Origin of the sequence: Streptomyces sp. NPDC001292 (assembly GCF_042896465.1) — a bacterium.
Taxonomy (GTDB): Bacteria; Actinomycetota; Actinomycetes; order Streptomycetales; family Streptomycetaceae; genus Streptomyces.
In genome coordinates this window covers 1-13946 of the sequence record NZ_JBIAXG010000002.1, presented here as the reverse complement: position 1 = coordinate 13946, position 13946 = coordinate 1, and the positions used below count along the sequence as shown (strand labels likewise).

The window sequence follows — 13946 nt, the reverse complement described above, 5'->3', positions numbered from 1 at the left end:
ACAGATGTGGGCCCAGGGCGGGACCCGCACCGGTCCTCTCGCTCAACTTGACGTACGCCCAGGCGAAACGGTTGCCCATAGCTCGCTAACGGGTGGATCACGGTCCACGCGCCCACCCGCGGCGAGCGCATCCGCCGGACGGCGTCTTCCTGCTACCCCTCAGACTCCCCACGAATCACGGCCAGCACGCCGTCCAGGTCGTCGGGCTTCACAAGAACGTCACGCGCCTTGGATCCCTCGCTGGGCCCGACGATGCCGCGGGACTCCATCAGGTCCATCAGCCGCCCCGCCTTGGCGAAGCCGACGCGCAGCTTGCGCTGGAGCATGGACGTCGAGCCGAACTGCGTGGAGACGACCAGCTCGGCCGCCTGGCACAGCAGGTCGAGGTCGTCGCCGATGTCCTCGTCGATCTCCTTCTTCTGCTTGGTGCCGACGACGACGTCGTCCCGGAAGAGCGGCGCCATCTGGTCCTTGCAGTGCCGGACGACCTCCTGGACCTCCGCCTCGGTCACGAACGCGCCCTGAAGACGGGTCGGCTTGCTCGCGCCCATCGGCAGGAACAGCCCGTCGCCCTTGCCGATCAGCTTCTCGGCGCCCGGCTGGTCGAGGATGACGCGGGAGTCGGCCAGCGAGGAGGTGGCGAACGCGAGCCGGGAGGGCACGTTCGCCTTGATCAGACCGGTGACCACGTCGACCGAGGGGCGCTGGGTGGCGAGCACCAGGTGGATGCCGGCGGCACGCGCGAGCTGGGTGATGCGCACGATCGCGTCCTCCACGTCACGCGGCGCGACCATCATCAGGTCGGCGAGCTCGTCCACGATCACCAGCAGGTACGGGTACGGCTGGAGCTCCCGTTCGCTGCCCTCCGGCGCCTTGGCCCTGCCGCTGCGCACGGCCTCGTTGAAGTCGTCGATATGCCGGAACCCGTACGCCGCCAGGTCGTCGTACCGCAGATCCATCTCGCGCACGACCCACTGCAAGGCCTCGGCGGCCCGCTTGGGGTTGGTGATGATCGGCGTGATCAGGTGCGGAATGCCCTCGTACGCGGTCAGTTCGACGCGCTTGGGGTCGACGAGGACCATGCGCACGTCCTCCGGAGTCGCCCGCATCATGACCGAGGTGATCAGGCAGTTGATGCAGGAGGACTTGCCGGAGCCGGTGGCGCCGGCGACGAGGATGTGCGGCATCTTCGCGATGTTGGCCATCACGTAGCCGCCCTCGACGTCCTTGCCGAGCGCGACGAGCATCGGGTGGTCGTCCTCGGCGGCGTCCGCGAGACGCAGCACGTCCCCGAGGTTCACCATCTCCCGGTCGGTGTTGGGGATCTCGATGCCGACCGCGGACTTGCCGGGGATCGGGCTGATGATCCGCACGTCCGGGCTGGCGACGGCGTACGCGATGTTCTTGGTCAGCGCGGTGATCCGCTCGACCTTCACGGCGGGTCCGAGTTCGACCTCGTAGCGCGTGACCGTCGGGCCGCGGGTGAACCCGGTGACGCGGGCGTCGACCTTGAACTCGGTGAAGACGTTGGAGAGCGCGTCGACGATGGCGTCGTTGGCCGCGCTGCGCGCCTTGCCCGGACCGCCCCGCTCGAGCAGGTCCAGGGAGGGCAGGGAGTAGGTGATGTCGCCGGAGAGCTGGAGCTGCTCGGCGCGCGCCGGCAGGTCGCGGGGCTGGGGCGGCGGGGTCTTCGTGAGGTCGGGGACCCCGGACTGCTTCGGGCTCGCGGGCCGCTGGACCGGCGGCTCCTGCGGGGACCGTCCGGTCCGGCCGTCCTCGCCGGGGCGTGCGGCGGGCACGGGCGTCGGGGTCGTGCTCTCCCCGCGGTCGCCCACGCCGACGCCCTGGGTGAGGTCCGCGACGATCGGCGAGGGCGGCATGCCGTGCAGCACCGCGCCGTCGAGTGCGGCGGCGGCAGCGGCGGCGACGTCCACGGCGTCCATCTGCCGTTCCATGTCCGGCTGCGGCACCGCCGAGCGACGGGGACGGGAACGCCGCTTGGAGAGGGCCTCCTGCTCCGCGGCGTCCGGGTCGTAGTCCTGGGCGGCGCTCTGCCGCTTGCGGGAGCGCGCGGGCAGCGCCTCGCGCCACTGCTCCTCGTAGCGCGCGTCGTCGTCGCTGTACTCCTCGGCCTCCGGGCCGTGCACGATGCCGAGCTTCACCCCGAGCAGCCGCAGCCGCTGCGGGATCGCGTTGACCGGGGTCGCGGTGACGACCAGCAGGCCGAACACCGTGAGCAGCACGAGCAGCGGTACGGCGAGGACTTCGCCCACGGCGTAGGTCAGCGGGGTCGCCGCGCCCCAGCCGATGAGCCCGCCGGCGTCCCTTATCGCCTGCATGCCGTCGCTGCGGGCGGGCGAGCCGCAGGCGATGTGAACCTGCCCCAGCACGCCGATCACCAGGGCGGACAGTCCGATGACGATCCGGCCGTTGGCCTCGGGCTTCTCGGGGTGCCGGATGAAGCGGACGGCGATGACCGCGATCAGGATCGGCACCAGCAGGTCCAGCCGTCCGAACGCGCCGGTCACCAGGATCTCGACCAGGTCGCCGACGGGCCCGCGCAGATCGGCCCAGGTACCGGCGGCGACGATCAGGGCGACGGCGAGCAACAGCAGCGCAATGCCGTCCTTGCGGTGCGCGGGGTGGAGGTTCTTGGCGCCCTGCCCCACTCCGCGGAAGACGGCGCCGACGGCGTGCGCGAGCCCGAGCCAGAGGGCGCGCACGACCCGGTACACGCCCCCCGTCGGACTGGGCGCCGGCTTGCCCGCGGCCTTCTTGGCGGGCGCCTTCTTGGCGGGCGCCTTCTTGGCGGGCGCCTTCTTCGCGGCGGCCTTCTTCGCCGGAGCCGCCCCGGAAGCGGCAGCCTTCTTCGCGGGCTGCTTCTTGGCTGCGGAGGGACGTGAGGCCATGGGTGTGAGGTTACCGGTGGAGACGACAGCGGACACGTGCGCCCGTTGCTTCACCCGTTCGTGTCGTGTCCGGAGAGGAGCCGGGCTGACACGCCCTCAAGAGCCGTACATCGCGGGAAGCATGGCGCGGTCCCGCCGCTCGCCGAGTGGGCCGGGCCCCCGCCCCCGGATTCGGGCTCAGCCCTGCGAAGGCACCGACGATGTGCTCCCCGTGCCCGGCTCCAGCGCGTCCAGGGCGCGTCGCAGACCCGTCAGCTTGCGCTCCAAGTGGGCCGCCGTGGCCACCGCCGCCGCGTCGGCGGACTCGTCGTCCAGCTGTTTGGACAGGGCCTCCGCCTGCTCCTCGACCGCGGCGAGACGGGCGGAGAGTTCGGCGAGCAGACCGGCCGACTCCTTGCCGTCGCCCACCGCGCCCTTGCCACCGCCCTCCAACTGGAGCCGCAGCAGGGACGCCTGCTCCTTCAGCTGGCAGTTCTTCATGTACAGGTCCACAAAGACCGAGACCTTCGCGCGCAGCACCCACGGGTCGAACGGCTTGGAGATGTAGTCCACCGCGCCGGCCGCGTAGCCGCGGAAGGTGTGGTGGGGGCCGTGGTTGATCGCGGTGAGGAAGATGATCGGAATGTCCCGGGTCCTCTCCCGCCGCTTGATGTGCGCGGCCGTCTCGAAGCCGTCCATGCCCGGCATCTGAACGTCCAGCAGAATGACCGCGAAGTCGTCCGTGAGCAGTGCTTTGAGCGCTTCCTCCCCGGACGATGCCCGCACCAGCGTCTGATCGAGCGCAGAGAGGATGGCCTCCAGCGCCAACAGATTCTCCGGCCGGTCATCGACCAGGAGGATCTTGGCCTTCTGCACCATGGCCCGCCCTCCTCGCCCCGGCTTGGGGCCGCCCCTGTCCGCAGGAACCGGGGAAGCACCGGCGGGTGCCGCCCCAGGGGACGACTCCCTTGCGCCGCCCGTCCTTGTGCCGGTCATCGTAGCCGCACCCCGCCCGTCGCCACACCCTGTCACCGTGATGTCACTGTGCACCTGGCAGAAACGCCGCGGGAGACCAGAAGGTTCCCCGGATTCCGCACTCCTACACGGCTTCGGGGCCTCCGAGTCGACAACGTCCCGCGTCCTGCGAACGTTCCGGTCACCGCTGCGCCGTCACTCCCCGCTCATCCACTGCGCCATCACCGTCAGCAGGTGATCGGGGTCCACGGGCTTGGTCACGTAGTCGGAGGCGCCCGACTCGATCGCCTTCTCCCGGTCGCCCTTCATCGCCTTCGCGGTCAGCGCGACGATCGGCAGCCCGGCGAACTGCGGCATCCGCCGGATCGCCGTGGTCGTCGCATAACCGTCCATCTCGGGCATCATGATGTCCATCAGGACGACCGCCACGTCATCGTGCTGTTCCAGCACCTCGATGCCCTCTCGGCCGTTCTCGGCGTACAGCACGGACAGGCCGTGCTGCTCCAGGACGCTGGTCAGGGCGAAGACGTTGCGGATGTCGTCGTCGACGATGAGCACCTTCTCGCCGCCGAACCGGATGTCACGGTGCCCCTGCGGGACGGTCTCCGGCTCCGCCGGGCCCGCCGACGCCACCACCCACTGCTCCTGAAGCGGCTGCCCGTGCTGCGCCGGCCTGGGGTCGGCGGCGGGCAGGGCCTTGCGGCGGCGCCGGAAGAGCGCGGCGGGGCCGTTCTGCGTCTCCTGGTACGACTTCACCTCCGCCGGCGTCTCGACCTGCGCGGCGGCCTGCCCGGACGGGTCCGGCCCGGGGGCGGCGACCAGTTCGCGGGCGTCCAGTACGGAGCCGGGCTGCTGGTAGCCCTGCGGCGGCAGCTCCCCCGGGTGCAGCGGCAGGTACAGGGTGAACGTCGAGCCGCGGCCCGGCTCGCTCTGGGCGTGGATCTCACCGCCGAGCAGTTGCGCGATCTCCCGCGAGATGGACAGCCCGAGGCCGGTACCGCCGTACTTGCGGCTGGTGGTGCCGTCGGCCTGCTTGAACGCCTCGAAGATCACCCGCATCTTGCTGGCCGCGATGCCGATTCCGGTGTCGGTGACGGAGAAGGCGATCAAGGCCGCGTCCGGGTCGGTCAGCGAGCCGGCCTCCAGCAACTGCTCGCGGATCGGCTGCGGAACGTCGTCCCGGGCGGGCCGGATGACCAGCTCCACCGACCCGGAGTCGGTGAACTTCACCGCGTTGGACAGCAGGTTGCGCAGGACCTGGAGCAGCCGCTGCTCGTCGGTGTGCAGGGTCGCGGGCAGCTCCGGCGACACCCGTACGGACAGATCGAGGCCCTTCTCCGCGGTCAGCGGGCGGAAGGTGGCCTCCACGTAGTCGATGAGCTGGACGAGCGCGATGCGCGTCGGGGAGACGTCCATCTTGCCCGCCTCGACCTTCGACAGGTCCAGGATGTCATTGATCAGCTGGAGCAGGTCGGAGCCGGCGCCGTGGATCGTCTCGGCGAACTCGACCTGCTTCGGGGAGAGGTTGCCCTCGGCGTTGTCGGCGAGCAGTTTGGCCAGAATCAGCAGGGAGTTGAGCGGCGTACGCAGCTCGTGCGACATGTTGGCCAGGAACTCGCTGCGGTAGCGCATGGAGACGGCGAGCTGTTCGGCGCGCTCCTCCAGAACCTGCCGGGCCTCCTCGATCTCGGAGTTCTTCGCCTCGATGTCGCGGTTCTGCTGGGCCAGCAGCTCGGCCTTCTCCTCCAGTTCGGCGTTGGACGCCTGAAGCGCCTTCTGCCGCTGCTCCAGCTCCTCCGACCTCAGGCGCAGTTGCTCGGTCAGCTCCTGGGACTGCTTCAGCAGCTGCTCGGTCTTGGTGTTGACGGAGATGGTGTTGACGCTGGTGGCGATCATCTCCGCGATCTGGTTCAGGAAGTCCTTCTGGATGTGCGTGAACGGCGTGAAGGAGGCCAGCTCGATGACGCCGAGGACCGTCCCCTCGAACAGCACCGGCAGCACGATCACCTGCGCGGGCGGCGCCTCGCCGAGCCCGGAGGAGATCTTCAGATAGCCGCTGGGCGCGTTGTCGACGAGGATGGTGCGCCTCTCCTCCGCGGCGGTCCCGATCAGCGCCTCGCCCGGCCGGAACGACGTCGGCATGGACCCCAGCGAGTAGCCGTAGGAACCCAGCATCCGCAGCTCGTAGGCGTCGTCGCCCTCGCCCCCGAGGTCCGTGTCGTCGACGAGCGGCATGGCGACGAAGAAGGCACCGTGCTGCGCCGAGACCACCGGCGTCAGCTCGCTCATGATCAGCGAGGCCACGTCCTGGAGGTCACGACGGCCCTGCATCAGCGCGGAGATGCGGGCGAGGTTGCCCTTGAGCCAGTCCTGCTCCTTGTTGGCGATCGTGGTGTCGCGCAGGTTGGCGATCATCTTGTTGATGTAGTCCTGGAGCTCCTGGATCTCGCCGGAGGCGTCGACGTCGATCTTCAGGTTCAGGTCGCCGCGGGTGACCGCGGTGGCCACGCGCGCGATGGCGCGCACCTGCCGGGTGAGGTTTCCGGCCATCTCGTTCACGGACTCGGTCAGGTCCCGCCAGGTGCCGTCGACGTCACGCACGCGTGCCTGGCCGCCGAGCTGGCCCTCGGTGCCCACCTCGCGGGCGACCCTGGTGACCTCCTCGGCGAAGCTGGACAGCTGGTCGACCATCGTGTTGATGGTCGTCTTCAGCTCCAGGATCTCCCCACGCGCGTCGATGTCGATCTTCTTGGTCAGATCGCCCTTGGCGATGGCGGTGGTGACCATGGCGATGTTGCGAACCTGACCGGTCAGATTGGACGCCATCTGGTTCACGGACTCGGTGAGGTCCTTCCAGGTGCCGGCCACCCCCGGGACGTACGCCTGGCCGCCGAGAATGCCGTCCGTGCCCACCTCACGGGCCACCTTCGTGACCTGGTCGGCGAACGAACTCAGCGTCTTCACCATGGTGTTGAACGTGTCCGCGAGCTGCGCGACCTCGCCACGCGCCTCGATGGTCACCGTCCGGGTCAGGTCGCCGTTGGCGACCGCGGCCGCGACCTGGGAGATGTTGCGCACCTGCATGGTCAGGTTGTTGGCCATCAGGTTGACGTTGTCGCTGAGGTCCTTCCAGATGCCCACGACACCGGGCACGTGCGCCTGGCCGCCGAGGATGCCCTCGGTGCCCACCTCGCGGGCCACCCGCGTGACCTGCTCGGCGAACGACGACAGCTGGTCGACCATCGTGTTCACGGTGGTGACGAGCTCGAGGATCTCGCCCTTGGCGTCGACGGTGATCTTCTTCGACAGGTCGCCCTTGGCGACGGCGGTCGTGACCTCGGCGATGTTGCGCACCTGGCTGGTCAGGTTGTTCGCCATGAAGTTCACGGACTGGGTGAGGTCCTTCCAGGTGCCGGAGACCCCCTGGACCTCGGCCTGGCCGCCGAGGATGCCCTCCGTACCCACCTCACGGGCCACCCGCGTGACCTCCTGGGCGAACGAGGAGAGCTGGTCGACCATGGTGTTCAGGGTGTTCTTCAGCTCCAGGATCTCCCCGCGCGCGTCCACGGTGATCTTCTGCGAGAGGTCACCGCGGGCCACGGCGGTGGCGACCTGGGCGATGTTGCGCACCTGGGCGGTGAGGTTGCCGGCCATGCCGTTCACGGAGTCCGTGAGGTCGCGCCACACACCGGCGACGCCGGGCACCTGCGCCTGCCCGCCAAGCCGGCCCTCCGTGCCCACCTCACGGGCGACCCGGGTGACCTGGTCGGCGAAGGCGGAGAGCTGGTCGACCATCGTGTTGATGGTGTTCTTCAGCTCCAGGATCTCCCCGCGCGCGTCGACGTCGATCTTCTGCGAGAGGTCGCCGCGCGCCACGGCCGTCGTCACCTGGGCGATCTGCCGCACCTGAGAGGTGAGGTTGCCCGCCATGAAGTTGACGGAGTCGGTGAGCTCCTTCCAGGTGCCGGACACGCCGTCCACCCGGGCCTGACCGCCCAGGCGGCCCTCCGTGCCCACGTCCCGGGCCATCCGGGTCACCTGGTCGGCGAACGACGACAGCTGGTCCACCATCGTGTTCACGGTGTTCTTCAGCTGGAGCATCTCGCCGGAGACGTCCACGGTGACCTTCTGCGACAGATCACCGTTGGCCACGGCCGTCGTCACCTGGGCGATGTTCCTCACCTGCCCGGTGAGGTTGCGGAACGCGGTGTTGACGGAGTCGGTGAGGTCCTTCCAGGTCCCCGCCGCGCCCGCCACCTGGGCCTGACCGCCCAGCTCGCCCTCGACCCCGATCTCCCGCGCCACCCGCGTGACCTCGGCACCGAAGGACGACAGCTGGTCCACCATGCCGTTGACGGTGTTCTTCAGCTCCAGCATCTCGCCGGCCACGTCGACGGTGACCTTCTGCGACAGATCACCGCTGGCCACGGCCGTCGTCACGGTGGCGATGTCCCTCACCTGCGTGGTGAGATTCCGGAACACCGTGTTGACGGAGTCCGTCAGGTCCTTCCAGGTGCCGGCCACCCCGGGCACGTTCGCCTGGCCGCCCAGGCGGCCCTCGGCGCCGACCTCGTTGGCCACCCGCGTGACCTCGTCCGCGAAGATGCGCAGCGTCTCGGTCATCTGGTTGATCGTGTCCGCGAGCTGCGCGACCTCGCCACGCGCCGGCACGGTCACCTTCTGCGACAGATCACCGTTCGCCACGGCGGTCGTGACCTGGGCGATCCCGCGCACCTGGGCCGTCAGATTGCCGGCCATCAGGTTCACCGAGTCGGTGAGTTCCTTCCACGTACCGTCGACCCCGGGCACATGCGCCTGACCGCCGAGGATGCCGTCCGTGCCCACCTCACGGGCGACCCGTGTCACCTCGGAGGAGAACGCGGAGAGCTGGTCGACCATCGTGTTGACGGTGTTCTTCAGCTCCAGCATCTCGCCGGCGACATGGACGGTCACCTTGCGTGACAGATCGCCCTTGGCCACCGCCGTCGTGACCAGCGCGATATCCCGCACCTGCGCCGTCAGCCGGGACGCCATCGTGTTGACGGAGTCCGTGAGGTCCTTCCACGATCCGGACAGACCGCGCACCCGCGCCTGCCCGCCCAGCTTGCCCTCCGTGCCCACCTCGCTGGCCACGCGCGTGACCTCGTCGGTGAACGTCGACAACTGGTCGACGAGGTTGTTGACGGTCCGACCGACCTTCAGGAACTCACCGCGCAGCGGGTGCCCGGCCCCCTCCGGCACCTGCGTGCGCAGCTCCATGCGCGGCGACAGATCGCCCTCGGCGACCGCGGAGAGGACCCGGCCGACCTCCGAGACGGGTCGTACGAGATCGTCGACGAGCGCGTTGGAGTGGTCGATAGCGGTCGCCCAGGAGCCCTCGCAAGCGCCCGTCTCCAGCCGCTCGGTGAGTTTTCCCTCACGTCCCACCATGCGTCGCACCCGCGACAACTCGCCCGTCAGATGCAGATTGCGGTCGGCCACCTCGTTGAAGACGGCCGCGATCTCCGACATCACGCCGTCCCCGGACACCGTGAGCCGCCTGCGGAAATTGCCGTCGCGCATCGACACCAGAGCGGCCAGCAGTCGGTTCAGGGAAGCCGTGTCCACCTCGGTGGTCCCGTTGCGCGTCGTGCGCCGGTTCTTCGGGGACTGTCCGCCTTTCGCGCGCGTCTTCGTGCCCCGCGTCGCTGCGCCAGACTCCACTGTGTCCCTCCCGCAGGGGTCGACCGTTACCGCCGTGCTGCGGTACGCCTACTCGACGTACCGGTTAATGCTGCGTATTCCTGTCCGATGTAATCAGCCCACAGGGAGAGCCGCTGCCCTGGGTTGCAGAGAACACACTCAGCCTGCCCGGACCTTCACCAGAAGCCTGCCCAGTGTTTCACCCCGGCCGAACCAGGCCATAACAGTTCGGCAGCTTCGCACACCCTCCGCACACCCTCGGGGCGGAAACACTGGCGACCGGCGTCCGCGTGGACGGCGAAGGTAAGTAACCTTGCATGGGGCTGTCCAGCCGCACCGGTCCGTCCGGTCTGGGCGGTGGCACGGGAACGAGCGGGCATCGGAGGGCGGCCGCAGACATGACCACCGGAGTGATCCCGGGGGGACAGACCCCGGAGCCGCAGCCGAACGGACCGCAGCTGCCGGAGCAGCGGCGAGAGCCCGTCGGCCACCAGGGTCTGCACGTCGACAACCGGACGAGGAGTTCTGTGATCACCGCGCGCGCGGCCGCCAGCTTCGATCCCCTGGGCCGATCGGTCGCGACCGCCCGGTCCTTCGTCCGCGACACCCTCCAGGGATGGGGCTTCGGCGACATCGTCGACGACGCGGTGGTCCTCACGAGCGAACTGGTCACCAACGCCGTCGTCCATGCCGGAACCGCGGCCGACGTGCTGTGCCTGCGCAGCGACGAGGGGGTGCGCATCGAGGTGTCCGACCGCTACCCCGAGCGCGAACTCCCGGTGCAGAGCTCGGCGGTCAACATGGGCAGCCCCGACCGCGAGGGCGGCCGCGGCCTGCAACTGTGTGCGGCCCTGGCCGGCCGCTGGGGCGTGGAGTACACGCCGACGCACAAGAAGGTCTGGTTCCAACTGGACCTGCCCGAGCGCCCGGTCGGCACGCGCGCAGCCGGCCCCTGCCTGCCTGCCGACCTCCTCCCGCTCGCCGACGGCCGGGTCCGCGTGGCCGTCGTCCAGATCGAAAGCGGCGGCTCCATCACCGCCTGGAACGAGGACGCCGAGGAACTGTTCGGCTTCGCTGCCAAGCAGGTCACCGGCAGGCCACTGACCGACCTCGCCGCCTGGCCGCACACCCCCGGCACCAGCACGGGCATCGCCGAGGCGCTCCAACTCTCCCGCTGGGAAGGCAGCTACGGCATCCGCGGCGCCCACGGCCGCGTCATCCCCGTCTACGCCTCCCACCTCCGCGTACGTGACACGGACGGCGAGCCCTCCACGGTCTGCCTGCTCGTGCGGGACCACGAACGGGCCGTGCTCCAGACACCGTTGCGCCTTCCGGCGACCTCCGACGCGGGCAGCGCCCCCGAGGGCCCCAGCGCCGACCCGTTCGAGGTCTTCATCGGCTCTCCCGCCCCCGACGACCTCGACGGCCTGCTGCAACGCACGGTGGAACGCGCCCGCGACATGCTCGACGGCGACGCCGCCTTCCTCCTGCTGGCCACCGACGACGAAACGGAGTTGGAGGTCCGCGCCTCCACCGGTCTGCCCTCCGCACGCCAGCGCTTCGCCCGCGTCCCCGTCGAGGCGGGCCCCGGCCGCTACGGCTCCGCCCGGATGCCCGCCGTCCACGACGACCTCACCGCCGTCCCGGGCGCCGTCCCCCTCCTCAACAGCACGGGCATGCGCTCGGTCGTCACCGTCCCGCTGAAGGTCGAAGGCCGCCTCACCGGCTCCCTCGGCGTCGCCGCCGAGGCGCCCGGCCGGTACTCGAACGAGGAGGCGCTGCGCCTCCAGTTCGCCGCCGACCGCATCGCCCTCGCCGTCGAGTCGGCCCGCCTCGGCGAACTGGAGCGGCTGCGCCGCGGCTCCCTCAGCTTCCTCGTCGAGGCCTCCGACCTGCTGGCCGGCACCCTGGACCGCGACCAGACCCTCGCCCTGATGGCCCAGATGACGGTCCCGACCCTGGCCACCTGGTGCGCCGTCTACACGATCGCCGACCAGGCCTCCGACCCCTACCTGTCCTACGTCCTGCACGAGGACGAGGAGCTGATCGACGGCATCAAGTCCCTGCTGTCCAAGATCGCCCCGCCGGACCCGGTGCCCACACCCGGAGCGCGCGTGTGGACCGCCCCCGGCGAGGCCGCCCACCAGGCGGCCCTGCGCAGCTCCATGCGCAGCCTCAGCCTGGGTGACTCGCACCACCAGATCAGTACGATCATCGGACCGACCCTCGCCACGGCCTCCGCGGTCGGCGGCGAAACGGTCGTCCTGCCGCTGGTCGCCCGCAACCGCGTCATCGGCATGCTCACCCTCGGCAAGCCCACCGACGAGCACTTCCGCCAGGAGATCCTGGAACTGGCCGAGGACCTGAGCCGCCGCGCCGCCCTCGCCCTGGACAACGCCCGCCTGTATTCGGAGCGCACGGCCATCAGCCAGTCGCTTCAGCGCAGCCTCCTGCCCCCGGGACTCCCCGACGTCGAGGGCGTGGAGGTGGAAGTCATCTACCGCGCGGCCGGCGAGGGCAACGAGGTCGGCGGCGACTTCTACGACCTCTTCCCCATCCGTGACGGCGCCTACGGCTTCGCCATCGGCGACGTCTGCGGTACGGGCCCGGAGGCGGCCGCGGTGACCGGCCTGGCCCGGCACGCGCTCAGGCTGCTGGCCCGCGAGGGTTTCGGCGGACCGGCGGTGCTGGAGCGCCTGAACTCCGCGATCCTCGACGAGGGCGCCCGCAGCCGCTTCCTCACGCTCTTGTACGGCGAGTTGTGGCCGCAGGAGGACGGCAGCGCCCGGCTGAAGGTGGTCTGTGCCGGCCATCCGCTGCCGCTGCGCCTGCGTCAGGACGGCACGGTGGAGCCGGCCGCCGACCCCCAGCCGCTGCTCGGCGTCATGGAGGACCTGGAGCTGTACGAGCAGACGATCACTCTGGACCCGGGCGACGTGCTGCTGTGCGTCACGGACGGCGTCACCGAACGCCGTGAGGGCAGCCGGATGCTGGGCGACGACGGTCTCGCCGATGTTCTGACCACCTGTACGGGTCTGACGGCCGGTGCGGTGGCGGCCCGCATCATGCGCGCGGTGGAGCGCTTCGCCTCGGACGCCCCGTCCGACGACATGGCCATCCTGGCGATGCGGGTGCCGGGCCTCCCGCAGTAGGGCGGCTGCCCCAGGGCGTGGAAAAGGGCCCTCACCCATCGGGTGAGGGCCCTTTTCGTTGGAGCCCCCAAACGGAATCGAACCGTTGACCTTCTCCTTACCATGGAGACGCTCTGCCGACTGAGCTATAGGGGCCGGTCGCCCTGCCGGGGTTTCCCCCGCGGCAACGGAATAGATCATACCCCGAACAGGGCCGTGCTCCCAACCACGATCGGTCCGCCGAGCGCGTTGCACACCGAGACGATCCGCTGCATCTCCCGGCGCGTCAGCGACGCGTCCACGGGTAGCGCGAGTGTCTCCTCGGCGGCCCGCTCGGTCTCCGGAAGGGACACGCACCGACGGAACTCCGGAAGCCGGTGCACGGGGGTTTTCACGGGCACCCGGCAGTCAACTCCCCTGGCCTGTATGGCGCGTGCGTAGGCGTCGCGGTCCGGCCGGCCGTTCCCGGGCACCCGCACCACGTACTGCTGATAGGTGTGCCCGTCACCGCCGTCGGGCGTCCGTACGCCCCGCAGCTTGGTGTCCAGATAGGCGGCACGCTCCCTGCGCTGCGCCATCTCGTCGTACGGCGCCTCGGACTCGCCGTGCTCCAGCACCAGCAGGCCGTGCCGCTGGCCCATCGCGTGCAGCCTCCCCATGTCGGCGGACCGGCCGAAGCGGTGTACGACGACCACGGCCACCGTCCGCGGAGTCAGGGCCTGTTCGACGGCGGAGGCGTCGAGGCAGTACGTCATCGGGTCTATGTCGGCGAACACAGGCAGCGCGCCCACCTGTGTCACGGCCTCGGCGACCTCCACGTTGCCGAACGCCGGCACGACGACCTCGTCACCGACTCCGACGCCGGCGGCCCTGAGCAGAGCAGCAATACCCATGAGGCGGATGCTGGTTGTGCAACATGAACTTCAAGTAACGGAAAACAAAAAAGGGTTGGACCCGGAACCGAAGTTCGGGGTCCAACCCTCTCACAATTTGTTCGGCGGCGTCCTACTCTCCCACAGGGTCCCCCCTGCAGTACCATCGGCGCTGTAAGGCTTAGCTTCCGGGTTCGGAATGTAACCGGGCGTTTCCCTCACGCTATGACCACCGAAACACTATGAAACAATCAACCGGAACCGCAGCAACGGCTACGACGGTTGTTCGTGGTTTCAGAACCAACACAGTGGACGCGAGCCTCTATGGACAAGCCCTCGGCCTATTAGTACCGGTCACCTCCACACCTCACGGTGCTTCCAGATCCGGCCTATCAACC

At 69.7% G+C, this 13946-nt stretch carries 5 protein-coding genes, 1 tRNA gene and 1 rRNA gene; 1 reads left to right on the top strand and 6 read right to left on the bottom strand.

What is annotated here, in order from left to right:
* Window positions 1–152: 152 nt before the first annotated feature.
* From ACFY4A_RS02805 to ACFY4A_RS02795, 3 genes are all read right to left on the bottom strand, one after another.
* A complete protein-coding gene (locus ACFY4A_RS02805) occupies window positions 153–2909 on the bottom strand; it encodes a DNA translocase FtsK (RefSeq protein WP_390827636.1) in 2757 nt (918 codons plus the stop codon).
* A gap of 177 nt (window positions 2910–3086) precedes the next feature.
* The gene (locus ACFY4A_RS02800) at window positions 3087–3767 is read right to left on the bottom strand and encodes a two-component system response regulator (RefSeq protein ID WP_390827635.1); all 681 of its coding nucleotides are present in this window, start codon (window positions 3765–3767) and stop codon (window positions 3087–3089) included.
* Window positions 3768–4058: 291 nt separating this feature from the next.
* Window positions 4059–9566, bottom strand: coding sequence for a HAMP domain-containing protein (locus tag ACFY4A_RS02795; protein ID WP_390827634.1), 5508 nt, complete (start codon window positions 9564–9566; stop codon window positions 4059–4061).
* 377 nt (window positions 9567–9943) lie between these two features.
* Between ACFY4A_RS02795 and ACFY4A_RS02790 the strand changes: the two genes are divergently transcribed.
* Window positions 9944–12697, top strand: coding sequence for a SpoIIE family protein phosphatase (locus ACFY4A_RS02790; protein ID WP_390827633.1), 2754 nt, complete (start codon window positions 9944–9946; stop codon window positions 12695–12697).
* A gap of 59 nt (window positions 12698–12756) precedes the next feature.
* Here ACFY4A_RS02790 and ACFY4A_RS02785 read toward each other — a convergent pair.
* The 3 genes from ACFY4A_RS02785 to rrf form a co-directional block, all read right to left on the bottom strand.
* Window positions 12757–12832 (bottom strand) — tRNA-Thr (locus tag ACFY4A_RS02785).
* 41 nt (window positions 12833–12873) lie between these two features.
* Window positions 12874–13554: a DegT/DnrJ/EryC1/StrS family aminotransferase gene (locus ACFY4A_RS02780; RefSeq protein ID WP_390827942.1), complete on the bottom strand. Its 681-nt coding sequence runs from the start codon at window positions 13552–13554 to the stop codon at window positions 12874–12876.
* A gap of 114 nt (window positions 13555–13668) precedes the next feature.
* Window positions 13669–13785, bottom strand: a 5S ribosomal RNA gene (rrf, locus tag ACFY4A_RS02775).
* Window positions 13786–13946: the final 161 nt, after the last annotated feature.

Coding starts and splice junctions, on each gene's coding strand:
- ACFY4A_RS02805 (WP_390827636.1), bottom strand. CDS start 2,909: ATGGCCTCACGTCCCTCCGCAGCCAAGAAGCAGCCCGCGAAGAAGGCT.
- ACFY4A_RS02800 (WP_390827635.1), bottom strand. CDS start 3,767: ATGGTGCAGAAGGCCAAGATCCTCCTGGTCGATGACCGGCCGGAGAAT.
- ACFY4A_RS02790 (WP_390827633.1), top strand. CDS start 9,944: ATGACCACCGGAGTGATCCCGGGGGGACAGACCCCGGAGCCGCAGCCG.